Origin of the sequence: Bacillus sp. FSL M7-0307 (assembly GCF_038627835.1) — a bacterium.
Taxonomy (GTDB): domain Bacteria; phylum Bacillota; class Bacilli; order Bacillales; family Bacillaceae; genus Bacillus; species Bacillus altitudinis.
Genome location: NZ_CP152023.1, coordinates 1898495 through 1923213 on the forward strand (window position 1 = coordinate 1898495; position 24719 = coordinate 1923213).

The window sequence follows — 24719 nt, forward strand, 5'->3', positions numbered from 1 at the left end:
CCCGCTCAATTAATCTTCTAACAAATATTGATTTAATCTGGCTTTCAGCTGTTCCTCTCTGCCAGATTCGTTTCTGATGAGCGGATGTTTCAGTGCATATTCTTCTAATGTATGAAAGTTTGCCTTTCCTTCTGAAATCTCCCGTCCAATTCCTTCAGAAAAACTGCGGTACCGGTGCTTGATCACATCTTCAAACACACGGTCTTCTATGAGTCTATGAGCCACCCGCAGCCCTTTTGCGAATGCATCCATCCCCGCAATATGGGCATACAGAAGATCTTCCAGTTCAAAGGAGGCTCTTCTGACTTTTGCATCAAAATTGAGACCGCCTGTTCCAAGTCCGCCATTTTGCAAAATTTCATACATGGCGAGTGTTGTGGCATATAAATCCGTTGGGAATTCATCAGTGTCCCAGCCTAGAAGGGAGTTTCCTTGGTTGGCATCAACGGAACCGAGCAGTCCATGAATTCTTGCTACACGCAGCTCATGCTCAAACGTATGACCCGCTAATGTCGCATGATTGGCCTCGATATTTAATTTAAAGTGTGTATCCAATCCATATTGTTTTAAAAAGGCGATTGATGTCGCTGCATCCGTATCATATTGATGAGTTGTCGGTTCCTTCGGCTTTGGCTCAATTAAAAATTGACCTGTAAATCCAATTTCTTTTGCATAATCGACCGCCATATGCAAAAAGGCTGCCAAATGGTCAAGCTCTCTTTTCATATCTGTATTCAGTAGTGTGTCGTAACCTTCTCGCCCTCCCCAGAAAACATAATTTTCTGCGCCGAGTTCCTTTGCTGTTTCGATGCCCTTTTTCACTTGTGCAGCTGCATAGGCAAATACATCTGCATGACAGGATGTCGCTGCACCGTGAACAAATCTTGGATGCTTAAACATATTAGCCGTGTTCCATAGAAGCCGAACCCCGCTTTGCTGCATGTAATCTTTCATTCTTTCTACGATGATGTCTAGCTGCTGATTGGTCTCTTGAAGCGTGTCGCCCTCTGGTGCAATATCACGGTCATGGAATGAAAAATACGGAACATCCAATAGATCAAAGAGCTGAAAAGCCACTTCCAATCTAGCTTTCGCCAAATCCATTCCGCTATAAGAATCCCAGGCCCTTTTCATCGTGCCAGTTCCAAACATGTCTGTTCCATCAGCAGTCAGTGTATGCCAATAAGCGACGGAGAATCGCAGGTGATCTTTCATTGATTTTCCGCCAATCATTTCGCTCGGATCATAATATTTAAATGCGAATGGGTTCTTTGAATGTTTTCCTTCATATTGAATGTTGCCAATCCCCTGTAAACTACTTAACGAAGTCATATTTGATTTGACCATAAGTGATTCCCCCTATATATTCACTTAGTAAGTTGATTCAACAAACGAACGAACGAGTTTACCAACTAATCTCTTTGAATTTTCCATATTTTTTAGTTTTTTAGAAATATTTTCGTTATAATAAAGTGAAAAGCATGTTTTATAGAGAATGAACACGACAAAAAATGGTTTTTCTTCACTTAATCTAAAGACGAAACAAATGGAGTGGATACAATGGATATTGCGGATCAGAACTTTGTGAAAAAAATAAATCAAAAGCTATTGCTAAACGAAATTCTGCACCATGCACCAATTTCCAGAGCAAAATTATCTGAACGCACTGGGTTAAATAAATCGACCGTTTCTTCTCAAGTGAGTACATTAATGAAAGAACATCTTGTTTATGAAATCGGTCAAGGCGAATCTAGTGGCGGAAGAAGACCCGTGCTTCTCATGTTTAATAAACGTGCAGGTTACTCTATCGGCATTGATGTCGGTGTTGATTATGTCAACGGTATTTTAACAGACCTTGAAGGGTCGATTATGCATAATGAGCAGCTCAAGCTCCCATCCAGCACACCTGAAGTGACCGTCCGTATATTAATTGAATTGATTCAGCAGTTACGTTCACACATTCCTTCTTCCCCATACGGGCTGATTGGTATAGGGATTTGTATACCAGGTCTGGTCGATGCAGATGAACAAATTGTGTTTACGCCTCATTCAAAATGGAAAAATGTCGATCTAAAAACAAGCCTCCAAGACACATTCCAAGTACCGGTTTTTATCGAGAATGAAGCAAATGCCGGTGCGTACGGTGAAAAAATCTTCGGTGCTGCTAAACATTATGACCATCTGATCTATGCAAGTATCGGCACTGGTATTGGAATAGGCATCATTATCAATCATCATTTATATAGAGGCACAAACGGTTTTTCTGGTGAAATGGGACATATGACGATCGACTTTAATGGACCGACATGTAGCTGCGGAAATCGTGGTTGCTGGGAACTGTATGCATCTGAGAAAGCACTGTTCCAATCGCTCCAAACAGATGGTCAGTCATTCACCTATCAAGATATTGAGCGGCTGGCGAAGTTAAATGATATGAAAACACTCAATGCCTTGCGTAACTTTGGCTTTTACATTGGGGTAGGTCTCACAAACGTTCTGCATACCTTCAACCCACAAGCCGTTATTTTACGAAACAAGGTCATTGAATCTGAGCAGGCCGTTCTAAGTGTTATTCAAGATGAAGTATCCTCTAGAATGGATGCACAATTCAGCTCACGGGTGGAGCTGCTTCCTTCGTCATTAGGACAAAACGCACCAGCCTTAGGGATGACATCTCTTGTCACTGAAGCTTTTTTACGTGATGTCACGCCTTCACCATAATGGAATACATGTTAAAGAGAGACAGCCTTTAGAGTGTTGTCTTTTTTTATTCAGTTGTTTCTTCGTATCGAAAATACTTAAAATCGGCAGGCAGACGCTCGCCGCTTGTGTCTTGGCACTGCATTCCAACAAAAGCCCCTGTAAAGAATCCCCCTCCTCGAATAAAATCATCTGATAAATGGGTCGATTCAAGCGTTATATCTATTTTTTCCCACTCTTGTTGATCAAAAGAATAAGAATACGTGTACGTCTCTCTTTGAACGGCCACTTTTAAATACACATACGGAATCTCGTCTGGGATGATAATTTTTTTGATTAGCGGCTGAGAAAAGGCCAGATTTTCACACACAGATAATTCAAGGATACGGCCAAGCGCCTCGTCATAAGTCACCTGAAGTGCAGTCCAATTTTCCGTATTATAATAATTCACAAGACCTGCCGCTTGCTGAAAGTTTTCTGGAAAGAAGGAAACCGCTGTCTCTGCTTCAAAATAAAAGCTTTGCCAGCGCCTCGCAACAAACGCTTGTGTAAATTTAGACGTTAAAGATTCCTGCCCATACAGCCTTAAATGATGTGGGTTTTCTGTCACTGAACCAATCTGATCCGTAAATGGAATTCTTAATGTTTGGAAATGTCTATTTAACGATGAATCTTTAAATTCATCGACTATGTGATAGGTTGGAGAGAACTCTTTTACGCTCATCGCAGGCGCTTCAACCTCTAGGAGCCCCTCTTTTCCGCCTACCACATACGGCCAGCCATCTTTCCATTCAAGCTTTTGTATGGCTGTCTCTCTTCCTAAAGGGCACCAGCCTCTTTGCTGAAAAATGGATTCCTTACTTGAATGAATTGGGCGGCCAGTCAGATGAGCCATATACCATTCATTTGTATGCGTTTGTACAATTGATGCATGCCCGCATTTTTGTAGTGGATGGCTAGGCGCATGAAAAGCCGTTAAAATTGGGTTGTCAGGATGAACCTCGTACGGCCCATCAATACTCGAGGAACGGGCGATTGTGGCTGCATGTTCGTAACGTGTTCCCCCTTCAGCTGTTAATAAATAATAGACATCATTGATGTAATAAAGATGCGGGGCTTCTGTCAGTTTGATTGGCGTGCCTTTAAAAATGACCTTCCGCTCACCGACCAGTTTTTTTTCAGATACACTATATTCCTGCAAGGCTATACCTGCAAAGGAGTGATGTTTTTCTCGATGGTCCCACAGCATATTCAACACGTATTTCTTTCCGCTTGGATCATGGAACAAGGAAGGATCAAACCCAGAACTATTGAGCCGAACCGGATCGCTCCACTCGCCATCTACTGCATCAGCTGTGACCAAATAATTATGACCATCCTTAAACGGACCATCTACTACTTTAATATCTGAATAGATGAGCCAAAACTGACCATCCGCATAACTTAAACACGGCGCCCATACCCCGCCGGAATCAGGATTTCCTTTCATATCGAGTTGAGAAGTTTTTTGCAAGGGACGCGCGGCGAGCCGCCAGTGGACGAGATCCTTTGAGTGATAAATTTGCACCCCCGGGAACCATTCAAATGTAGAAACCGCCATGTAATAATCCTCTCCCGCACGGCAAATACTTGGGTCAGGGTTAAACCCTCTTAGCACTGGATTGGTAATGTTCATTGAATTTCCTCCTCTTTTGCTGACACTACATTTTAAAATCGTCGATGTGATCGACATATACTTTATCCCTGTTCTCAAGCTCTCTCACAACTTGTTTATGTTTTTCTTCATCAAGGTTATAAAAGTGAATATCAATCATCGCTAACACAAGTAAGCAGGCAGGGATAACGGTTGTGGTGATTAAAATGCCCAGCAATGCTTCTGGTGTTTGCACTTGGTTTGCTATATAACCAAATCGATCAAGGACAAGTCCTGGAACGATGCCACCTAATGCCATACCAAATTTAAAGAAGAAGCCAATCACTGCGTAGATCAATCCACCCATTCTTTTTCCTGTTTTATATTCACCGTATTCTACAGTTTCAGGAATAAGCGCCCACATGTAAGCGCCAGCCGTAATACTCCCAGCTGCAGCGACTAGCCTGAAAAGAAGAATGAGCACAATTTGGCTCGGCGGTATCACAAGTAAAGCAAGAAGACCAACGATATTCAGCAAAAGCGAATAATTCAGCAGCCTTTTCTTTCCTAACAGTTTGTGCAGCTTAGGTATAAATGGCAGCACCATTAAGGCTGGCAGACTGCCAATCAGGCCGTACCACTTCACTAAATCTTCTCTGCCGAGGTTATATGTCACATAATAGATCCCAACAGAGTTGCTGATCGAGTTCACACCAAAGATAATGATAAAGAATATGCTTAACACAACAAGCGGACGATTCACTCGTAACTGGACAAAGAGATCACTGAACTTGATCTTTTCCTCTGGCTTTTGAAGCGTGACGCGCTCATTCGTACTTTTAAAACAGAAAATCAGTAATCCGCCCCCAAGAACGCCGAGAAATGCCATTGTCATCTGCCAGCCAAGCGCTGTATTTCCTGTTGTATCACCCAAAAAAGTGGCTAGAAACGGAACAAAAAAAGCAACAACTAAACCACCGAGATTTGCAAAAAGCATACGAACAGACGTAATACTGACGACCTCTTGGTTATTTCTTGTCATTGCGGAAGTTAAAGCACCATAAGGAACATTGATGAACGTGTATGTAAGCGATAAACCGACATACGTGATGTACGCATAAATGAGTTTTCCCATTTCGGAAAAATCCGGTGTCGTAAAACAAAGAATGGCAAGAACAGCAAAAGGTAACGCACCAAATAACAAATAAGGTCTAAACCGGCCAAAACGGCTGTTCGTTCGGTCAACCAACGCCCCAATAAACGGATCTGCAAGCGCATCGATGGCCCGAACCACCAAAAACATCGTCCCTGCTGCTGCTGCTGATAATCCATACACATCCGTATAAAAAAATAATAGATACGTAGAGACAGTTGCATAAATTAAATTACATGCGAAATCTCCTGAAGCATACCCCACTTTTTCAGACATACGAATCTTCTTTAAATTCTCACTCACCATGAGTTTTCTCCCTTCTTCACTTAGCCTCTTCTAGCGGACAGATGGTGCAGGGCAGCAGCAATCAATAGGTCGAAAATAAAGCGCTTTCAATTTGTTGTAAAAATGAAGCTGAACATCTCTTTCTTTCAGCTTAGCCCACATAGCAGCAAATCATTTGCTTTAAACAATAGATCAATAGATGATCACCATCTTAGTTTATCGATTAAACAAACTAAGATGAATTCATTTTATAAAATATGATCTAACTTTTCAATATTTTTTGAAAAAATAATCCAAATAATTGATTTACTGTCATTTTTTCTATGCTATGAGGAGATGAACCTTCTTTTTATCTTCCAAAAACCAAGAGAACTCAAATAATGGTTGCATTCATACTGATCCCATGCTATATTAATCAAGCGATGAGCTGAATTGTGTAAGTCGGGTAACACGTCTCTTTGAGACACACACGAATGTGGCGTGTGGTTATTCCGCCTCAATACGCAAAAGACATCTTCTGATGAAGATGTCTTTTTTCTTACCCTATTTTGGTGCCATTTTCAACCGGCTCATCTGTGGCAAGCAGGACAACGTCTTCTTTTGACGGCATGCCTCCTAAGACAAGCACCTCTGATTTAAACCCGGCAATTCTTCTTGGCGGGAAATTAACCACTGCAACAATTTGTCTCCCGGTGAGATTCTCAGCATGATAACGCTTTGTCAGCTGTGCACTAGATTGTTTTATGCCAATCTCATCTCCAAAGTCAATCTTGAGCTTGAAAGCAGGCACTCTCGCTTCTGCAAAGAACTCTGCTTCTACTATCGTCCCAACACGAATGTCTAACGCCAAAAACTGTTCAATATCTGCCATCAGAATCTCTCTCCCTTTCATTCTTTCATAAAAAGGTCACATTTTTCTTCTGCTAGATGATCACTTGTCTCCCACTAATTTCTTTATTGTAGCACACCCTACTCTTCTAAAAGAAAGGGTTAAAAAGCCTATTCATTGAAAATCTCTGTTAGTTTACATAATGATTTTATAGTAGTCTATTAAATGTTTGCATCATAAAAATGAATTCAGTAAAATGGCAAATAATCCTACTGCTTCCTCTCGAATATTTCAGGGAGGGTTAACACTTGTTTACATTATCGGATATGTGGACGTTTTGCTGGTCGTTTTTCGTCATTCTTCCTATCGTTGCCATCTTGCATCAGCTGGGCCATATTGTGGTCGCATGGCTGTTTGGAGCAAAGGTTTCGTTTGCGCTTGGCCGAGGCAAAAAAGTATTGAAAATAGGCGTCGTTGAAATTAGAAGAATCTATTTTCTAGATGCTTTTTGCCATTATGAAGAAATGAGGAGAAATAACCGTTTCTCACACATTCTTGTCTACTTAGGCGGATCATTATGCAACCTGCTCAGTGTTCTCATATTGAATACAATGATCGCCAACGATTTCCTGCCAGAACATCAATTTTTCTATCAATTTGCTTACTTCTCAGTCTACTATGTATTTTTTGCTTTACTGCCAGTACAGTATGCAGATCATCATCCGAGTGATGGGCAAGCGATTGTGAACATCATTCGTCACGGTGAACCATGCGACATCATTGACTAAGATGAGTGGCTTTCACTGTCGATTTGATACTGAATCGTTAAAAAAGGAATACCGAATAGCTTCATTTGATGAATCGCTGTGAGACTTTTTTCCGTCTTCGCTTTCATATGAAAGCTTTCTTCCATTGGCAGTTTCATGGTGATGAAAGACGTATGCAAATACAATCCTTCATCACCCGTACTGCCTTTTGGACTTTTACTTTTTAATAGAAAATCTTCCTTTTCATTCAAAGGTTTTAAAATAGCCGTAAGCTGTGAAAAAGGAAGCGGCAAAGCAATATTCATATAGACTGTCTCTTCATCATGGTGCTGGGCATAGAGCGCATAAAAGACTTGCTCGCCTTTCTCATTGCGCCTGATCCACACACGTACATTCTCCCTTTCTTCAAGAGGATGTTGAAATCTTGAAAGACTACCCGGCATTTCATATGGCATTCGTGATAACCCTAAATAGAGCTGTCCTATTTGTCTAAAAACAGGTTGAAGCAAAAAGACAAACGGCCTTACCCACCAATGAAAACAGACGGCTGCTTTTAACGTAAATGACATCGGGTCCTCATAAAATCTGCGAATAACAGGTGACACACTCTCTGCTGAAAATGCCTTTCCATTTAATTGGTCAAGAGAATCGACTAAACCAATCTTCTCATCATGCTGCATGTGATCATGTTGAAAAGACATGACCTGAAAACGACCGTGAACTCTCGATACCGGAAAATCCTTCTGTTTCAATCGATCAGCTGGTTTTTCAATCAACCATCCTATGAGGCCTGGTAAAATAACCAAACTTGCATTGATACTGCCATGAAACCAAATCATTTGATCCATGCTGATGTAGGTAACATGTAAAAGCATTCCGGCAGAATAAAGGAATGATAGGACGATGGTTCCCATTAACATGATGCTAGAAAACACAACGAACCCTTTTGCGACAGTTGAACGAAAAGAAGTTGTCATACATAAAACTCCATACAAATAAAGTGCGATCACATACAAAACGACGCTGAACGTATCAAACAGGCGAGAATAGCTGATTCCAACAGCAATCATCACTGGCGACAGTAAAATAACCCAGCCGCCCACTTTGTATAGCGTCGTCTCTTTTTTCCGCTGCCTTCCTAATAAGCCATAAAAGATTGGGATAAAAAAAGCCGAATAATGAAAATGAATAGCTGTCAAAAGAACAATCATCGGTGAAAATGTCATCACTTGTATATCTGCTATGTACAGCCAGAACCAAAGCCCACCTAGAGCGATATACATACATGCGCCATCGATCATCAGCTCATGAAGCGGATGGGCCCCTCTTTTCAGCAAACGGGTGAAACCAAATAAAGCCAGAATCATTGTAAAGAAAAGCCATCCCAATGCAAGCCAAAGAGAGTGAAAGATGAATGCGCCTGTTGCACATAGAGCTGCTACTGGAAAGGCTTTCATTATGAAGCTGATCAGCCCCTCCTGCTGCCGTTTCTTCTCTTCCTGATAAAAAAAGTGTAAGAAAGCGGGAAGAAAAAATAACATCGCAATGAGAACAAAAAATTCTGCTATGGGAGCTGTCGTCAAACGTGTAACGAGAAAGCAGGACAGCAACATGATGCTACACATCAAATGCCATTTATTCATGAGGTGACACCCTTTCCGTAAACCGGCCCTTATACGTAAAAAGAGTGCCAAAAAGGCGATTTTTCACTTGAACATCAATGGTATACTCACCTGCATGCTCATCGTAACCTTCTGTTACATCAGATTCACCATAAAGCCAAGAAGGCAGTGGCCACTCCCGCCCAAACAGCAAAAACTTTTGCTTACCTGATTGAATGTGCAAGAACCCTTTTTCCGTGACTGTAAAATGAAGCTCTGACATAAGAAGCCTAGGCTTTCCAAAGTAGTCAAGTACTTGATGGCTCTTCTGATCAATGATCATATCTGCATCAAAATGTCTTTCCTTGTCAGGAAAATAGAACGTTCGAAACCAGTGCATCCCTTCTTCTCCCTTACTTGTCGTAAAAGGCTTGTTCACAATTTGGAAGGGAATATTTCGCCCTCTTTCAGGAAAAAAACAGCGAAACAATGGACCGATTTTGAATAACAATCGGATGAGCTTTGTCCCGCCTCCTATTTCCTCCATGATGCCTTCGGCCGTAAACGCGCGGTTATAACGTTCTTTTAATGTTGGATTCAGCTTATCGTAGTCCTTTACTTGATGATGATGAACGACCATGTCTACCTCCCCTTTTTCGTTTGATCGAAAACACATCTACACAATCTTTTAAATTAATCATTCCTGCAACGGATAAAATGAAAAATGCACTCAGCACCAGCGGCTCGTGCAGAGTCGTTTCTGGCGATAAAATCCCTATACCAAGCATCAGTAGCAGAAAGATGCTTTGAAGGATGAATACATATTTCTTTGGCAGTTTAGGCATGAGCCATGATACACCTAATAGCGCATAAAACAATCGAAATCCGGTGCTATGATCAAAAGCAGAAGGTGAAAAAGGAATGATCGCTTGACATAACCAGACGATGGCAAACAACAAACAAATGCCATAATGGGCAAGTGTTCTCTCAAGCAGCAAACGGGGATGCGTGCCCTTTTCAAGCCACGTCTTTAATGCGCCAAAGCTAAAGGCAGTCATAACCCCCATCATTGGCCGAAAAAAGAACCGGTCTGCCCATTTCCACCCTTTTCCTTCCTTTGTTTCATAATCAAATTGCGTTTGAAACACAATGTGATCATTCGTTTTCATGTATTTCCAATACCCTCCGCCTTCTTTGATGAAAGACAAAGGGTGTGATGATTTAAATTGAAGTGAGGATGCTCTTTCATGACGCTCATCCTTCACGCTCGTTCGATACGCTCCTGTCCCAGTTACACTAATGCCGAATCCAAGGTGTTTCTCATACAAAAAGGATTGGGGCTGTTCATCACTAGGTCCATTTAATGAAATGGTCGAAAATCGCAAATCCCATTGTTCATGAAGCTTTGGATTTTGCGTATACTCCCATACTTTTTCAATAGGTGCTTGAATGGTTGTTTCCACATAAACAGGCTTTCTTTTCATCTGCCTCTACTCCTCTATGTGAATTATTTCACATAATAAGCATACCATGTTTCACAAAACTGTCAAATCTTTATTGGTTTTTTGCCCAAAAAATGTTTTGATTTGTTTACATCTCCTTCATCATATCGGTTCGATACATAAAAAAGACCTGTCAATGAGACAGATCTTCTTGCTCTTTGATGCCTGCAATATAAAGACGGACCGCATAGCTCACACTATCTTCAAGCTGTTCTTTCCGTTGAAATCCTTTTTTGTTTGAAATATCTCCAAAGCCGTGCAGTAAGCTTCTGAGCCCTCTGACGACATGCGTCATGTCCTCTTCTTTTACACCAAAACGAGACATGATGGATTGGACAAAATCAGCAAGGTTCTCTGCAGCCACACTGACTTCTTTTTCATTCATATGTGAAAAAGCAGCTTCATAAAGACCGGGATGCTGACGAACAAATTGAACATATTGTCTTGCAAATGCTAAAACAGCGTCTTCTTTTTCCAGCCCCGCTGTTACTTGTTTGCCGGCCTCACAAAGCATTGTCAGCCCCTTGACAGCAAGAGCTGCCTGTATTTCATGAAGACCGGATATATGGTTGTAAAGAGATGGTGGTCTGATGTTAAGCCGTTTGGACAATGTAGCAATGGTCAACGCGGAAAAGCCCTCTTCATCGACAAATTCGATGGCAGATTCAACAATTTTTTCTTGTGTGATACCCATTCTTGGAGACATGGCTTACTGTCCTCCCTTTTGTAGCTGATGCTTCCTTTTTTCGATAGCGGCTCTGAGCTTTGCCTCAGGCTCTATGATGAGATCACCGTGTCCTGCTGCGAGACAAGACAAGGGAAATGCCAGTAATTTTTCAGCGCTTTTTAGTGCTGTTTCTGCATCCCAAGTGGCAAAAGCCGGGAATGGGAAAGTGAAGCGAAACTCACCCGTTACAAATAAACCGCCTTTTGTCACAACTGCATCACCCGCAATGACAATCCCTGACTTTTCATCGTATAAAGAGATGCTTCCTGGTGTATGTCCTGGTGTGGCAATGACTTTAAGTGACCCAATCTCGTCCCCTTCTTCAACAAGCACGTCTGGTTTTGTGTGAATGTCTTTTGAAAAACTGCCTTTGACTTTTTTCTCTGGCTCACTAGGAAGTAAAGAGAAATCGCCAGCAAACAGGCGAGCATCTCGTTTCGATAAATAAACAACTGCCTCTGGAAAAGCCTTTTTCACTTCATCTAGTGCGCCAATATGATCCATATGACTATGAGTCAGAATAATTTTGTTAATGGGTTTGTTTAATTGATGTGCAAATTCAATTATCGAGCTTGCTGCCATTTTCAAAGCTGCATCAATTAAGATGAGTTCATTCTCTTCCTCAAATACATAACAATTTACCGGAAAAATACGCGGCATGAGTGTAAGCTGGTGCAAACGGTCAAATGTTGTCACTCTCATCTTGTTTTCCCCCTAAAACTAATGTCGTTAGTTTTATATTAACTAATAGTATTAGTTTTAGCAACTATTTTTTCATCGACTGCAATATAAATATCAATTTGCGCTTCTTTTGGATCAATCGATCGTTCGTCGTACCATTCAAAATCGCCAGTATATGTTCGCAAATAACGCTGATCCCAACTCCAAATCTGCTGCCATGTTTCAAACACAACCTCTTCAATCGGGCCCTTTCTCGTTTGAAATCTTGCGTAGGTGGAGCCTGGAATCTCTTTTGCATCTTGTGCTAACTGCTGGTCAACCAATTGCCCCGCTGTGAACAAATAAGTTCCATTTTCATCCTTTTCATAATCTGAATACAGCCCTATGACTGGCGCATGGCCTCCGCGAAGCTGCTGCGTGAAAAATTGCTGCCAAAGCGGTGCAATCTTCCGCTCTTTTGTTTGCTCCATTTCATTTGTTGTTCGAACAGATAATCCCTTGATCCATTGTTTCTGTAAAATCACGATATCGTACATACATTCTCATCTCCTTTTTTCCATCATATAAAAAGAAACCTGACAACATTGTGTCAAGTTCCTTTTGGTTTTTGAAATTGTTTCAACTTGAGATCAAACGCTTCCCGAACGGATGGCGGAGAGACAATGTCAACATCTGGACCTAAATAAAAAAGAAAGCTATATAACCAATCATCCTGAGGCAACGTGATTGTGGCAAGATAGGTACCATCTGCACATACGATGAATTCATTTTCATCTATCCATTCCTTCACTTTACCAACAGAATCTTCAGTCAACCTGAGCGTTAGTGTACTGACGGAAGGTTCTTCGTGCCAAGAATCATTCCAAGGCTTTTCTTCATTTTTTATTCGTTTAGGAAGAAAAGATACTGAATGCGTGATGAGGTCTGACATTCTTTTGAGTTTAAACAGACGAAAAGCTTTTTTCACGCAGCAATACGCATACAAATACCAGTGTCTTCCTTTTAAGACAAGTGTATAAGGCTCTACTTTTCTAGGAAGTGTTTCTCCTTTTGCATTGCGGTAGGTGAACTGGATATATTGATGCGCTGAGGTAGCGGTATGAATGAGCTGGAGCTTCTTTTCTAAGTAGCTGTCTTTCCCCCAAGAGCTTAAATCAATAAATACATGGTGCTGTTTTTCGTTTTGAGGCGGAATCAGGGATTTCATTTTCTTTAGTACATGTTCACTTTCTTTAAAGGTGTATGCACTCGTGATGCTTTCAAGAGCTGTTAAAATCAGTTCAATATCATCATCGGTGAATAATTTTTTCTCTAGACGATAGTCGTCAACGAGTGAAATTCCACCCCCTGCGCCTTGTTTTGTGACAACTGGAATCCCCGCTTGATTAATCGTATCAATGTCACGGTATATGGTTCTCACGCTCACTTCATGTAGTTCAGCGAGGTCTTTCGCCTGTACTTGCCGTTTGCTAATCAGTATCATCACAATGGACAAAACGCGATCGATTTTCATGACTTTTCCTCTTTTTCATAAATATAGGTTTTGATTTGATAAAAAAAGAAAGAATGGTAATGATAAGTAACAGCCAGCATTCGTTTACATCCCTGCCTGTGCAGGAGGAGGTTGCATCATGACACATCACGTATGGCAGTTGTTCATGATCGGGATCGTCATGCTCATCTGGATCATCATTCGAATGAATCGAATGAGACGCTATCAGCTTGTGCGCCCGGTAAATCTTTTCATGAGAATGTATGTATTTAGTCTCACTGCCCTTATTCTCTTATCAGAAGGATGGCAAAATCACAGTATTTTGATTTATGCCGTCATTGGCATGATCTTCGGGAGCAGTCTCGCCGTTCACGCCTATCAGACGATTCAGATGAAATTAGAAAATGGCCGGCTGTATGTGAAAACAAGTAAATGGATTGAAAGCTTTATTTTATGTTTGTTTTTATCTAGGCTGGCATTTAAATCGGTCAATCTGACAACACATGCGATTACCAAAATGGATATCGTTGAATTGTATCAGCATATTGTCAGCGATGATGCGCTGACAATACTCAGCTTTTTCCTTCTAGCGGCTTACTATATTGTGTTTTCTTATCAAATGATGAAAGCAAATAAACGATCAACCCAAGTACATCATGCATAAAAAACCTTCCTATTTAAAAGTAGGAAGGTTTTTTCTCAATCATGCTGTGCATGGTGTATCATTTGTTCAAGCACTTCCATCACATGCTGATCTTCAGGACTGTAAAAAATCGAGGTCCCTGCTCGTCTAGATTTCACGAGACGAAGATTTTTTAAAAAGCGCAGCTGATGAGATACGGTTGATTGCATAAGGTTTAGTGTTTCTGCTATATCATTTACTGAATGTTCACCTTGAGACAGCAAATGCAGAATACGAATACGCGTCGGATCAGATAAGGCTTTAAATGTTTGGGAGACAAGAAATAGACTTTCTTCGTCCAGCTCCATCCGTTCCTGTTCTTGATTTGTATTCAGTTCTTCCTTCATTTCGCTTCACCTTTCTTGTCAGTCAACTCACGACTTATTCTATGTATCATCATATACCAAAACGTGTAGCATGCAAAGCTTCCACACCTTTTGAAAAAAGATTTATTCAAATAGCATTGACACGTGGTAGCATTCTTTTTAAAATGAGCATTATTTATTCATTTTTTTAGAGGAGCTGATAGGCAAATTGACTGAAGAGCCAAGACTAAAACGCAGCCTGACTGTTTTTCCACTTGTTGTGATCGGGCTTGCTTATATGGACCCACTTGTCGTATTTGATTCATACGGCATTGTTGCTCAGCTGACGAAAGGACACGTTGCTGCAGCTTATATCTTTACTTTACTGGCATTACTATTGACAGCGCTTAGCTATGGGAATATGGTGAAGGCTTTTCCAAAAGCAGGATCTGCATATACATACGCGCAAAAAAGTATTCATCCTCACGTTGGCTTTCTTGTAGGCTGGACACTATTGCTAGACTATTTATTTTTGCCTATGGTGAATTTTGCAATCGGAAGTGCATATTTAACCGCAGCCTTTCCTGATGTACCTCATTACATTTGGATCATCATACTTGCTATCGCCATAACGACTGTCAATGTAATCGGTATACGTCTTACAGCCAACATTACAGCGCTACTTGTGACCTTTCAGGTGATTGTCGCTGTTACATTTGTTGGGTTTATTATTTATGGGCTCACGCAGCATGCAGGCACGGGAGAGTTACTGTCAACCCGTCCGTTTTATTCAGCAAGCTTAGATCCCGCCCTTATTTTTTCCGGCGCGACGATTTTATGTTTTTCTTTTCTAGGATTTGATGCGATTTCGACTATGTCTGAGGAAACAATTAAGCCAAAAAGAACGATTCCTCTCGCCATATTTTTAACGGTCGCCATTGGAGGTGTGCTGTTTACCCTCACCTCTTATTTTTTACAGCAGGTGTTTCCAAATTTTCAACAGTTCAAGCATCCAGATGCGGCATCACTTGAAATTGCGGAATTTGTGGGCGGCGCGTTTCTCCACTCATTCTTTTTAGCCGGCACCATGGTCGCTGTCATCTCTTCCTCCCTATCATCACATGCGAGTGCCGCAAGACTCTTGTATGCGATGGGAAGAGATCAATCATTACCAAAGCGTTTCTTCGGTTATATTCACCCAACATTGAAAACGCCTGTATTTAATATTTTATTAATTGGTGTTTTCTCGTTAACCGCAGTTGTTGGTGAGCTTGAGGTCATTTACTCGTTTATCAGCTTCGGGGCATTAATTGGATTTACGTTTGTTAACTTGTCTGTTTTCGCTTACTATTTCATCAAACAAAAACAAAGAGGTGTATTAAACACACTGAGGTATGCCATCATCCCTCTTTGCGGAACGGCTTTTTGTATTTGGCTCTTAACAAGCATCAGTACAAATGCATTAATCATCGGCATGGTGTGGCTCATGATCGGTTTTGTTTATTTCTGCTATAGACTGAAAACAAGAACAGAATTTACGTTTGGCTATGATTGAATATAAGGTTTTCACTTGGTATCCTGTGCAGGATATGGCATAATATAAAGGCTGTACTTCCCTTTTAAAAGCGGGGCAAAACAGGGGTGAACTGACCTTGAAAAAGAAAAAAACAGGATGTTTTGCCATTTCAGGCTGTTTCACGATTTTTCTGTTTGTTTGCGTATTAGCGGCCATTGTCATTTCCTTTAATCAAAAGGAGTTAAAAAAGCTGCCGATTGATACGGAATCAATTGTTTTGTCGAGATTGGATGATTACAAACCGCTTGTAGAAACAGAGTTAAGAGATCAAGATTTAGATCAATATACCGCGTTAATTCTCGGTATGATGTATCAAGAATCAAAAGGCAGAGGCGGAGATCCAATGCAGTCCTCTGAATCTCTTGGTTTGAAACGAAATGAAATCAATGACCCTCAGAAAAGCATTAAACAAGGAGTCCATCATTTTTCAACCATGTACAAGCATGGGAAGAAAAAAGGCGTTGATTTGGAAACCATTATTCAAAGCTATAACATGGGAATCGGCTATATTGATTTTGTTGCAAAAAACGGGGGAAAACATTCCGAAGAATTGGCAAAGCAATACTCCAAAAAGCAAGTGAAGCGAAACCCTGAAGTTTATACATGCGGGGGCGACAAAGATAACTTCCGCTATCCGTATTGCTACGGTGATTTCACTTATGCTGAAAAAGTAAAAGAAAAAACGAAAACAGTTGAAGAAAAGATGAAATTGGCTTCATCATCCACACCATCATCGTAAAAAAAGCACTTCCATGAAGGAAGTGCTTTTCATTTTATGAATGTTCTTTCCCGATTTCCGGCAGGATCGTTTTGGCTAAACGCTGGTCCATTTCTTCATATTCATCATAATGAATCGTTTCATATAGCTCTTTTCTCGTTTGCATGTCTTCCAGCATCCCCTGTTGCGTCCCCTTTTCCTTAATCTCTGTAAATAAACGCTCATACGCTTTTGCAGCAACTCTCAGGGATGACACAGGATAAATCACCATTTGAAAGCCAAACATAGAAAATTCGTCTGCATGATAATAAGGTGTTTTTCCAAACTCCGTCATGTTTGCAAGAAGCGGCCCTTTTATATTGTTTGAAGCATACGTGAAATCTTCTGCTGTAATCAGCGCCTCAGGAAAAATGGCATCTGCTCCTGCTTCTAGATAGAGATTAGCCCGGTGAATGACATCCTCCATCCCGTTTACTGACTTCGCATCCGTTCTTGCGATGACAAGAAGTGTAGGAGCCGCTTGTTTGATCGCTTTGATTTTCGCCATCATTTCTTCTACAGAAACAAGTAATTTTCCGTTTAAATGTCCGCATTTCTTCGGCATTTGCTGATCTTCAATTTGAACAGCAGCTACCTTGCTCTCAACCATCTCTTTTGCTGCTCTGGCTGCATTTAATACACCGCCATAGCCAGTATCCATATCAACTAAAAGAGGCAGCTGAGAAGCTCGAATGATTTCCTTTGCCTTTTCCGCCATTTCAGTGGAATGAATCATACCAAGGTCAGGAAGCCCTTTGCTTGCGCAAAAAGCGGCACCCGATAAATAAAGCCCTTGAAATCCCATTTTCCTCGCATAGAGCGCAGACATTCCATCGTGAACGCCTGGAATTTGAAATAAAGCGGATTTGTGCATTTGCTCTTTAAAAGCTGCGGCTAAGTCAGCTTGATTTACTTCATCATTCACGATCCACACACTAGCTCCCCCTTATATGACAAATAAATCCATAAATGCTGGTACTGTCGTTGTTTTTAATTGATTTGGATTTTGACAAAGTGAAACAATTTGATCGACTTGTTTTTGTGGAAATCTCGTTTTCAAATGATACACCCATTTCTTTTCAAGCAGTGGGATCCCTTCCTGCCTTCTTCTGCGATGACCAAGCGGATATTCAATTTCGATTCGATCTGTCATCGTTCCGTCTTTAAAGAAGATTTGAACACAGTTTGCAATTGATCTCTTTTTCGGATCTAAATAGTCTTCTGTATACCTTTTATCTTCTTTCACGATCATTTGATCACGCAAACGGTCAATGAGCGGATTCTGCGCCGTTTCTTCTTCATAATGATCAGCGGTCAGCTCACCATAGATCAACCCAATGGCCGTAATATACTGCAAGCAATGGTCACGGTCTGCCGGGTTGTAAAGTGGTCCTTTTTTATCAATAATTCGAATGGCTGATTCATGTGTCGTAATCTCAATCCTGTCAATCTCATCTAAACGGTCTTTTACCGCGTCATGTAGAATGACAGCGGCCTCAGCGGCAGTTTGCGCATGAAATTCTGCTGGATAAGCAATTTTAAAGAGTACATTTTCGATCACATATGACCCGAGCGGCTGGGCAAGTGTGAGTGGTTTTCCTTTCATTAACACATCTTCAAATCCCCACTTTTCTGCACTGAGGGGCGTTTGATAGCCCATTTCTCCTTTCAATGTCATCATCGCCAGTCTCACCGCACGGCTTGTAGCATCCCCTGCTGCCCACGATTTCCTTGATCCTGTGTTCGGGGCATGCCGGTACGTTCTAAGCGGTGAATTATCCACAAATGCTTGTGATAACACATGCTGCACATCTTCTTTCGTTCCGCCAAGCATTGCACAAACGACTGCACTTGATGCCACCTTGACAAAAAGAACATGATCCAAGCCATTTCGATTCAAACAATTTTCTAAAGCAAGCACACCTTGTATTTCATGTGCCTTTACAATCGCATGCAGTACGTCATTCATCGTTAGCGGCTCTTCTCCGTTTGTAAGGCGAGTTCTGCTGATATAATCGCTTATAGCCAATATCCCGCCCAGGTTATCTGATGGATGGCCCCACTCCTGTGCAAGCCACGTGTCATTATAATCTAACCAGCGAATCATACAGCCAATATCAAAAGCCGCTTGAACAGGATCTAATACAAATGAAGTGCCGGGCACTCTTGCTCCGTTAGGGACAACAGTTCCAGGTACGATGGGTCCAAGATGCTTCGTGCATTCTGGAAAGTTGAGCGCCAGCATTCCGCAGCCAAGTGTATCCATGAGTACATACCGAGCTGTTTCAATGGCCTCTTTGCTCGTAATTTCTCCATCCACGGCATAGGCTGCGATGTCTTCTAATAGTTGATCTGTTTGATTGGCTACTGCTGTTTTATTCATATTCATTCCCCCGTTTTTCCATCATCATTTGAGACTTTTAATCCTCTTGGTCCTAAATACCGTACTCTCGGTCTAAAAATCCGATTGTGTGAATGCTGCTCGATGACATGCGCTGCTAATCCGCTTGCTCTCGCAGCAAAGAAAATCGGTGTATATAGTGAAATAGGAATGCCGAGCACGTAATAAATCGGTGCTGCGTAATAATCAAGGTTTGGATAGAGGTTTTTCTTTTCTTTCATGTATGCCTCGCCTGCGACGCACATGTCATACAACGTCGTGTCTCCTTTTGATTCGGTAAGCGTTTTCAACGATCGTTTTAAAAGAGCCGCTCTTGGGTCCATTTTTCTCATATATACCCGGTGTCCAAAGCCCATCATTTTTTCTTTTGCGGCTAATTTACGTTCGATGAGCGCAAGGAAACCTTCTGTTGTTTTGCCTTCGAGCAGCATGTGCATGACTGCTTCGTTTGCGCCTCCGTGTAAGTCACCTTTTAATGAAGAAATCGCTCCAGTAAAAGCACCATACATGTCAGAATGAGTAGATGCAATGACTCTTGCTGCAAATGTTGAATTCGGCAGCTCATGCTCACTATAAAGCGTGAGTGTTTGGTCAAATGCTTTGATTTCGTCTTGTGCCGGAGTGCGGCCTGTTAACATCGCTAGAAAGTTTTCAGTATAGGATTTGGTCTGGTCTGAAGTAGGTGTGGTGTCTTGTGTGAGAATATGATAGCTTCCCGCAACAATCGCTGGCAGCTGGCCAAGTAATCGAACGGCACGCGCTTGTTGGCATACTTCTGATCGATCATTCAGTTGTTCATCGTACCCTGCAAGAGCAGATAAACACGTTCTCATGGCATCCATTGGGTGAGTGGTTTTTGGCAGTTTTGTCAAAATGGTTTGAATGGTTGGATGTAAGCTTGTTTGTGAGGAAATATCTTGCTGAAATTGGTGATATTCCATTGCATCTGGTAATCTTCCGTAAATGAGCAGATAGGCTGTTTCTAAGTACGTCTTGTTTTGTGCCAGCTCGATGAGGTCATAACCGCGAATCACAATTTCTTCTTGCTGGACATCTAGGAACGAAATTGACGTTTCGCTTGCCACAATGTCTTCAAGCCCCGGTTTGTACTGCAATTGTTCAGTCATCATATAACCCCCGTTTCGTTCAATTGTGTTCTCCAAACGAGCAAACGGCCAGACATGATGTGATTCTATAGGTGGGAAGATACCGTGCAAGTCGGATACCCAATTCCCATTTTATCCAAAGCACTTCATCTTGTAAATAAAAGAACGTATGTCCAAATGGACATACGTTAGCTGTAGTATGGAGAAATCATGATATATACGATGACACCGGTTAGACTGACATAGAGCCAAAGAGGCATGGTCCATCTGGCAATTTTACGATGACGTTCGACTTGCATTTGTGCGCCTCTAAAGAGAGTGATCAGTGCAAGCGGTACAATGACGGCAGATAAGACGATATGTGTGATGAGAATAAAGAAGTAAATCGGACGAATGATTCCTTCTCCCCCGAAGTGTGTATCAGCTGCCATTGAATGATACGTCACATACGAAATTAAAAAGACAAGTGTTGTTGAAAAAGCCGCAAAGATAAATCGTCTATGGGCTTTAATGTTCTTTTGTTTAATCATAATGAGCGCTGAAAGTAAAAAGATAAACGTAAAACTGTTCATCACGGCATTCAGTAACGGCAGAAATGTAATATCCAGATGACTAAATTTATCTGTTTTTGGCATGAAAAATAATAAAGCAATTAAGCCGTTTATGGCAATTGTTAAAAAGACAACAATGCCGGTGAAATTTTTCGGTTTTTGATTCTGTTCGTTCATGTTTGAAAACCTCTCTTTATTAGTTCCGACTAAGAGTATGTTATTTAACTTTCTCTCTAAAGTCAATGAATTCGCTGTCTTCGTCGAATTTTAGACAAACTTGCCGATTGCCTGCCTTCTAGCGGCTTGAAAGATCCACTCACTTCCTTTAGAATGGGAATTTGTGTGGTTTTTATCAACTCTTCTATGAAAGGAGCAATAGACTTGTCAATCTTACAGGAAACAACAAAAGATGTGAAGACATTAGAGCAAGAATTACAGCAGTTGCAGTTCCAAATGTATCGAATGCAAGAAAATATAAAAGATATTTCAAAAAAAGCAAAGATTATTGGCATTGATCAAGCGAAGGAAGATGAATGGATGATCGTCTCTGCAATTGAGAATGCAGATACGTGCAAAATCATGTTAAGCGATTGCGAAAAAGCTTTTCGCGGACAATCTGATTTTTCCTTGATCGCGGAATATCCTGAAGAAGGAAAGATTCACATTGCCGATATTAAAGGCCCGCCTGATAATGGCTATGGATCAATTTGTATGAAGCATTTAAAAGAAATCGCAAGAGAGCAAAACATTCCAGTCATTACTGGGGATCTCGTCAAAAGAGATTGGAACCATGTGGACCGCCTGATTCATTTTTATGAAAAACACCATTTTGATGTCCAAATTAATTGGAAAGAGCAAAGCGGAGAAATTTATTGGGTAGACAGCTAACGACACAAAAACCAGCGTTGAGATGGGCTTATACGCTGGTTTTTGTCGAAAATGCGAATTTTTCAGAAAAATATGTGTATTTCCGGCCAAAAAAAGGTATAATAAAAGCATCAGGCCGCCACCTGATGCTTTCTTCCAAAAACAATAGACTACTAGTTAAGTACTTTCACTTTGACTGATTTTACGCCCCAATTTTTAGCTTGGGATTTGCTTGGTACGTGTACATCAATTTTGTTACCTTTAATTGCGCCGCCAGTATCTGCTGCGATGGCTTCACCGTAGCCTTCAACATAAACCTTACTTCCTAATGGAATGACATTAGGATCTACTGCGATTACTTTTGCATTTGGGTTTTTGTTTAAGTTTACCCCTGTTGCAGTGATACCTGAGATGCCACCATCATTTGCTGTATAAGCCGTAGCCGTTACAGTCATTTCTTTTTGTACACTTTGACTAGCAGAAGATGATTCTGCTTTAGCTGTTTCCTTTTTAGGAGCAGCTTTTTTCGTTGTTTGCTCTTTTTGGACAGGTGCCTGTTTTTGAACAGGTTCTGAGCTTACCGGAGCTGAGCTTTGACCAGCAACACTTAGTGTTGAACCAATCATAATTATATCTGAGTTTAAGTTATTCCAAGACTTAAGATCGCTAATTGACACATTGAATTTTTGAGCGATTTTCCAGAGGCTGTCCCCCTTCTGGACTTTGTACTGCTCCTGAGTTTTCTCTTTTGAAGAGATTGTCAATTTATCTCCTACATAGATCATGTCTGTAGATAAATTGTTCCAACCCTTTAGGTCCTTTAGAGACACATCATTTTTTTGAGAGATTCCCCAAAGTGTATCACCTTTCTGTACAGTGATTTCCTTTGCAGAAGCTTGCTGTGCTCCTAATGCTGTTGTTGAGATTGCTGCAACAGCAACCAAGGACATAATAGTCTTCTTCATAAAGTAAATCCTCCCTTGTTAGCTTTTTATGGCGGCTAACGAGTGCTATCGTAACATATGTAAATGTCATTTCAATAACAAAACGATATGTTTTAGATTACAGTTCCTTTACATGAAACATCTGTCTCCATTGGTAAATCAGCCCACTAAATGGCTCAATTCCGCATCATATCAAGGTTTTGAAGGGATGGAAATCATCATGATGAAAACGCGTCCAAGTGAAACGAAAAAAATTTATTTTCCTTCTTCAAACTCTTTATTTTTTCTCTTTTTCTATAAATAAACGAATTTCTTCTAAAAAAACATCTCCATATTTCTCTCTTTTTTGTGCGCCGACACCTTTAATATTTAAAAGTTCTTCTTCTGTTTTAGGCTCTACTGCTGACATTTCCTTCAATGTTTGATCAGAAAAGACAACAAATGGCGGAACGCCCTGTTCTCTTGCCAACTTCATTCTGACCATTCTTAGCTGCTCAAATAATGCATCATTTTCTTGAATAGACTCTGCCTTTATCGCCTGCTTTTTATAGACGGTCTCCTGCCCCACTAGCACTTTCTTTCCTTTTTGTGTCACTTTTAGTGTTGGAAAAGCTCCTTCAGACATGTGTAAATACTCTTCCGTAATTAAAAATTCAATGAAATCACTGATATGTTGGGCTGAATGCTGTTTCATTAAAGCATAAGTAGGAAGCCGGTCAAAACCAAAATCAAGCACTTTTTTGTTTTTAGAGCCGGCTAATACTTGAGCAATCATCATTTTTCCGAATCGTTCGTTCATTCTAACGGTACACGACAAAACCATTTGTGCTTCTCTCGTGACGTCTTCACGCTCTCTCTCGTCTAGACAGTTGCTGCATTTTTGACAAGGGGCACTTGATGATTGGTCAAAGTAGTCCATCACAAATTGCTGAAGGCACTGTTCCGTATGACAGTAGTCTACCATTTGTCTCAGCTTGAGCAATTCATGCTGATACCGTACTTCATCTTCTGTTGATTGTTCAATGAGAAAGCGCTGCACGCGTACGCCTTGCGGTGAAAACAGCAAAATGCATTCACTTTCAAGCCCGTCTCTCCCGGCACGTCCTGCTTCTTGGTAGTAACTTTCAATATCTCTTGGAATTTGATGATGAATGACAAAACGTACATTAGACTTATTAATCCCCATACCAAATGCAGATGTAGCTACCATTACTTGAATATCATCATTTAAAAAAAGATTTTGCTGTTCTTCTCTCACTTCATCATCTAATCCTCCGTGATAAACGCCCGCTTTGATCTTTTGCTTTTTTAGACGATGATAAATTTGATCTGCTTCTTTTCGTGTGGCTGTATAAATAATGCCTGACTCAAGACTGTTTTTCTTCATATATTGTGTGATGAATTGGTCGCTGTTTTGCCCTTTCACCACTTGAAAAGACAAATTTTCTCTAGCAAAACCAGTAAAGATTGTTTCTTCTTCGTCCATGCCAAGCTGCTCACATATATCCTGTTGGACCTTCTTTGTAGCAGTGGCTGTTAATGCTACAATAACAGGCCTTTTTGAAAGCTTGTTTACACATTCTTGTATAAAGCGATAGCTCGGTCTAAAATCATGTCCCCACTCAGATATACAGTGCGCTTCATCTATAGCCATTAAAGGAATCGTCAATCGATCAAGCAGCTGAAAAAAACGTTCATTTTGTAAGCGTTCAGGGGTGATATAAAGCAAATCATACTCCCCCTGTTCACATTTTTTCAGCCTTGTATTCATTTCACCTGCTGAAAGTGTACTATTTAAAAAGGACGATCGTATTCCCATCTCATTTAATGCATCAACCTGATCTTTCATTAAAGAAATAAGCGGAGATACAACGATTGTCGTTCCTTCCATCATAAGGGCAGGAATCTGGTAGCAAACCGATTTCCCTCCGCCTGTCGGCATAATGCAGACCGTATCCTTCCGTTTATTCACAATCGATTCAATGGCTTGTTTTTGTCCTTGCCTAAAAGCATCAAAGCCATAATATTGTTTAAGAAGTGCTTCAGCTTGTTGTAACATCCAATTCCCTCTCCGTCGTTTGTTTTGTCTATTTTAACATACATTTGTCCATCCACATTCGGTCTGTTCAAAATCGTATTTTTGGCAAAATAAAAAGCCAT

24 protein-coding genes are annotated in these 24719 nt (G+C 40.9%); 6 read left to right on the forward strand and 18 right to left on the reverse strand.

What is annotated here, in order from left to right; translation table 11 throughout:
* Window positions 1–9: 9 nt before the first annotated feature.
* Window positions 10–1347, reverse strand: a complete 1338-nt coding sequence (gene xylA, locus MHI41_RS09525) for a xylose isomerase (protein ID WP_342494151.1) — start codon at window positions 1345–1347, stop codon at window positions 10–12.
* Between the two features lie 213 nt (window positions 1348–1560).
* On the opposite strand from xylA, the gene MHI41_RS09530 reads away from it, so the two are divergent.
* Complete coding sequence (locus MHI41_RS09530; protein ID WP_342494152.1) at window positions 1561–2721, forward strand: ROK family transcriptional regulator; 1161 nt, start codon at window positions 1561–1563, stop codon at window positions 2719–2721.
* Between the two features lie 46 nt (window positions 2722–2767).
* Here MHI41_RS09530 and MHI41_RS09535 read toward each other — a convergent pair whose 3' ends face one another.
* The 3 genes from MHI41_RS09535 to csaA form a co-directional block, all read right to left on the reverse strand.
* A complete protein-coding gene (locus MHI41_RS09535; protein ID WP_342494153.1) occupies window positions 2768–4375 on the reverse strand; it encodes a glycoside hydrolase family 43 protein in 1608 nt (535 codons plus the stop codon).
* A 25-nt stretch (window positions 4376–4400) separates the two neighbouring features.
* On the reverse strand, window positions 4401–5792 hold the full coding sequence (locus tag MHI41_RS09540) for an MFS transporter (protein WP_008346546.1): 1392 nt from the start codon (window positions 5790–5792) through the stop codon (window positions 4401–4403).
* A 517-nt stretch (window positions 5793–6309) separates the two neighbouring features.
* Window positions 6310–6642, reverse strand: a complete 333-nt coding sequence (gene csaA, locus MHI41_RS09545) for a chaperone CsaA (protein WP_008346544.1) — start codon at window positions 6640–6642, stop codon at window positions 6310–6312.
* A gap of 266 nt (window positions 6643–6908) precedes the next feature.
* Here csaA and MHI41_RS09550 point away from each other — a divergent pair, with 266 nt between their 5' ends.
* On the forward strand, window positions 6909–7388 hold the full coding sequence (locus tag MHI41_RS09550) for a hypothetical protein (RefSeq protein ID WP_007500681.1): 480 nt from the start codon (window positions 6909–6911) through the stop codon (window positions 7386–7388).
* Here the strand turns inward: MHI41_RS09550 and MHI41_RS09555 are convergent.
* From MHI41_RS09555 to MHI41_RS09585, 7 genes are all read right to left on the reverse strand, one after another.
* Window positions 7385–9010 (reverse strand): YndJ family protein, encoded by a 1626-nt coding sequence (locus MHI41_RS09555; protein ID WP_282833926.1) that lies wholly within the window; start codon window positions 9008–9010, stop codon window positions 7385–7387. The two genes, MHI41_RS09550 and MHI41_RS09555, sit on opposite strands and share 4 nt — an antisense overlap.
* Window positions 9003–9608, reverse strand: coding sequence for a DUF4166 domain-containing protein (locus MHI41_RS09560; RefSeq protein WP_342494154.1), 606 nt, complete (start codon window positions 9606–9608; stop codon window positions 9003–9005). The genes MHI41_RS09555 and MHI41_RS09560 overlap by 8 nt, the downstream gene beginning before the upstream one ends.
* On the reverse strand, window positions 9571–10452 hold the full coding sequence (locus MHI41_RS09565; RefSeq protein ID WP_249476581.1) for a hypothetical protein: 882 nt from the start codon (window positions 10450–10452) through the stop codon (window positions 9571–9573). Before MHI41_RS09565 ends, MHI41_RS09560 begins: the two co-directional genes overlap by 38 nt.
* Before the next feature lie 151 nt (window positions 10453–10603).
* Window positions 10604–11176, reverse strand: a complete 573-nt coding sequence (locus MHI41_RS09570; RefSeq protein WP_008346533.1) for a TetR/AcrR family transcriptional regulator — start codon at window positions 11174–11176, stop codon at window positions 10604–10606.
* 3 nt (window positions 11177–11179) lie between these two features.
* A complete protein-coding gene (locus MHI41_RS09575; RefSeq protein WP_282833923.1) occupies window positions 11180–11899 on the reverse strand; it encodes an MBL fold metallo-hydrolase in 720 nt (239 codons plus the stop codon).
* Between the two features lie 38 nt (window positions 11900–11937).
* A complete protein-coding gene (locus MHI41_RS09580) occupies window positions 11938–12414 on the reverse strand; it encodes a GyrI-like domain-containing protein (RefSeq protein WP_282833922.1) in 477 nt (158 codons plus the stop codon).
* A gap of 53 nt (window positions 12415–12467) precedes the next feature.
* Window positions 12468–13391 carry a YafY family protein gene (locus tag MHI41_RS09585; RefSeq protein WP_282833921.1) on the reverse strand — a complete coding sequence of 308 codons (924 nt, stop codon included), beginning with the start codon at window positions 13389–13391 and terminating at the stop codon, window positions 12468–12470.
* Between the two features lie 118 nt (window positions 13392–13509).
* On the opposite strand from MHI41_RS09585, the gene MHI41_RS09590 reads away from it, so the two are divergent.
* Window positions 13510–14034, forward strand: coding sequence for a mother cell-specific membrane sporulation protein (locus MHI41_RS09590; RefSeq protein ID WP_113747263.1), 525 nt, complete (start codon window positions 13510–13512; stop codon window positions 14032–14034).
* Window positions 14035–14069: 35 nt separating this feature from the next.
* Here MHI41_RS09590 and czrA read toward each other — a convergent pair whose 3' ends face one another.
* Window positions 14070–14399, reverse strand: a complete 330-nt coding sequence (czrA, locus tag MHI41_RS09595; RefSeq protein ID WP_007500691.1) for a Zn(II)-responsive metalloregulatory transcriptional repressor CzrA — start codon at window positions 14397–14399, stop codon at window positions 14070–14072.
* A 187-nt stretch (window positions 14400–14586) separates the two neighbouring features.
* On the opposite strand from czrA, the gene MHI41_RS09600 reads away from it, so the two are divergent.
* Together MHI41_RS09600 and MHI41_RS09605 are read left to right on the forward strand one after the other, a co-directional pair.
* Window positions 14587–15912 carry an APC family permease gene (locus MHI41_RS09600; RefSeq protein WP_065460547.1) on the forward strand — a complete coding sequence of 442 codons (1326 nt, stop codon included), beginning with the start codon at window positions 14587–14589 and terminating at the stop codon, window positions 15910–15912.
* A 97-nt stretch (window positions 15913–16009) separates the two neighbouring features.
* Window positions 16010–16672, forward strand: coding sequence for a lysozyme family protein (locus MHI41_RS09605; protein WP_008346523.1), 663 nt, complete (start codon window positions 16010–16012; stop codon window positions 16670–16672).
* A 34-nt stretch (window positions 16673–16706) separates the two neighbouring features.
* Here the strand turns inward: MHI41_RS09605 and prpB are convergent, their stop codons facing one another.
* The 4 genes from prpB to MHI41_RS09625 form a co-directional block, all read right to left on the reverse strand.
* Window positions 16707–17624, reverse strand: a complete 918-nt coding sequence (gene prpB, locus MHI41_RS09610; RefSeq protein WP_272511622.1) for a methylisocitrate lyase — start codon at window positions 17622–17624, stop codon at window positions 16707–16709.
* Between the two features lie 12 nt (window positions 17625–17636).
* Window positions 17637–19073, reverse strand: a complete 1437-nt coding sequence (locus MHI41_RS09615; RefSeq protein ID WP_342494155.1) for a bifunctional 2-methylcitrate dehydratase/aconitate hydratase — start codon at window positions 19071–19073, stop codon at window positions 17637–17639.
* Between the two features lie 2 nt (window positions 19074–19075).
* Complete coding sequence (gene mmgD / locus MHI41_RS09620; RefSeq protein ID WP_342494156.1) at window positions 19076–20218, reverse strand: citrate synthase; 1143 nt, start codon at window positions 20216–20218, stop codon at window positions 19076–19078.
* A 167-nt stretch (window positions 20219–20385) separates the two neighbouring features.
* A complete protein-coding gene (locus tag MHI41_RS09625; RefSeq protein WP_008346516.1) occupies window positions 20386–20925 on the reverse strand; it encodes a DUF420 domain-containing protein in 540 nt (179 codons plus the stop codon).
* A 204-nt stretch (window positions 20926–21129) separates the two neighbouring features.
* On the opposite strand from MHI41_RS09625, the gene MHI41_RS09630 reads away from it, so the two are divergent.
* Window positions 21130–21636: a GNAT family N-acetyltransferase gene (locus tag MHI41_RS09630; RefSeq protein WP_008346514.1), complete on the forward strand. Its 507-nt coding sequence runs from the start codon at window positions 21130–21132 to the stop codon at window positions 21634–21636.
* Window positions 21637–21788: 152 nt separating this feature from the next.
* Here the strand turns inward: MHI41_RS09630 and MHI41_RS09635 are convergent, their stop codons facing one another.
* Both MHI41_RS09635 and recQ read right to left on the reverse strand, forming a co-directional pair.
* Window positions 21789–22580, reverse strand: a complete 792-nt coding sequence (locus MHI41_RS09635; protein WP_135227097.1) for a 3D domain-containing protein — start codon at window positions 22578–22580, stop codon at window positions 21789–21791.
* A 256-nt stretch (window positions 22581–22836) separates the two neighbouring features.
* Complete coding sequence (gene recQ, locus MHI41_RS09640; RefSeq protein ID WP_135227098.1) at window positions 22837–24618, reverse strand: DNA helicase RecQ; 1782 nt, start codon at window positions 24616–24618, stop codon at window positions 22837–22839.
* Window positions 24619–24719: the final 101 nt, after the last annotated feature.

Bases quoted from the DNA above. Each gene is read 5' to 3' on its own strand.
- xylA (WP_342494151.1), bottom strand. From the start codon at position 1,347: ATGGTCAAATCAAATATGACTTCGTTAAGTAGTTTACAGGGGATTGGC.
- MHI41_RS09530 (WP_342494152.1), top strand. From the start codon at position 1,561: ATGGATATTGCGGATCAGAACTTTGTGAAAAAAATAAATCAAAAGCTA.
- MHI41_RS09535 (WP_342494153.1), bottom strand. From the start codon at position 4,375: ATGAACATTACCAATCCAGTGCTAAGAGGGTTTAACCCTGACCCAAGT.
- MHI41_RS09540 (WP_008346546.1), bottom strand. From the start codon at position 5,792: ATGGTGAGTGAGAATTTAAAGAAGATTCGTATGTCTGAAAAAGTGGGG.
- csaA (WP_008346544.1), bottom strand. From the start codon at position 6,642: ATGGCAGATATTGAACAGTTTTTGGCGTTAGACATTCGTGTTGGGACG.
- MHI41_RS09555 (WP_282833926.1), bottom strand. From the start codon at position 9,010: ATGAATAAATGGCATTTGATGTGTAGCATCATGTTGCTGTCCTGCTTT.
- MHI41_RS09560 (WP_342494154.1), bottom strand. From the start codon at position 9,608: ATGGTCGTTCATCATCATCAAGTAAAGGACTACGATAAGCTGAATCCA.
- MHI41_RS09565 (WP_249476581.1), bottom strand. From the start codon at position 10,452: ATGAAAAGAAAGCCTGTTTATGTGGAAACAACCATTCAAGCACCTATT.
- MHI41_RS09570 (WP_008346533.1), bottom strand. From the start codon at position 11,176: ATGTCTCCAAGAATGGGTATCACACAAGAAAAAATTGTTGAATCTGCC.
- MHI41_RS09575 (WP_282833923.1), bottom strand. From the start codon at position 11,899: ATGAGAGTGACAACATTTGACCGTTTGCACCAGCTTACACTCATGCCG.
- MHI41_RS09580 (WP_282833922.1), bottom strand. From the start codon at position 12,414: ATGTACGATATCGTGATTTTACAGAAACAATGGATCAAGGGATTATCT.
- MHI41_RS09585 (WP_282833921.1), bottom strand. From the start codon at position 13,391: ATGAAAATCGATCGCGTTTTGTCCATTGTGATGATACTGATTAGCAAA.
- MHI41_RS09590 (WP_113747263.1), top strand. From the start codon at position 13,510: ATGACACATCACGTATGGCAGTTGTTCATGATCGGGATCGTCATGCTC.
- czrA (WP_007500691.1), bottom strand. From the start codon at position 14,399: ATGAAGGAAGAACTGAATACAAATCAAGAACAGGAACGGATGGAGCTG.
- MHI41_RS09615 (WP_342494155.1), bottom strand. From the start codon at position 19,073: ATGAATAAAACAGCAGTAGCCAATCAAACAGATCAACTATTAGAAGAC.
- mmgD (WP_342494156.1), bottom strand. From the start codon at position 20,218: ATGACTGAACAATTGCAGTACAAACCGGGGCTTGAAGACATTGTGGCA.
- MHI41_RS09625 (WP_008346516.1), bottom strand. From the start codon at position 20,925: ATGAACGAACAGAATCAAAAACCGAAAAATTTCACCGGCATTGTTGTC.
- MHI41_RS09635 (WP_135227097.1), bottom strand. From the start codon at position 22,580: ATGAAGAAGACTATTATGTCCTTGGTTGCTGTTGCAGCAATCTCAACA.
- recQ (WP_135227098.1), bottom strand. From the start codon at position 24,618: ATGTTACAACAAGCTGAAGCACTTCTTAAACAATATTATGGCTTTGAT.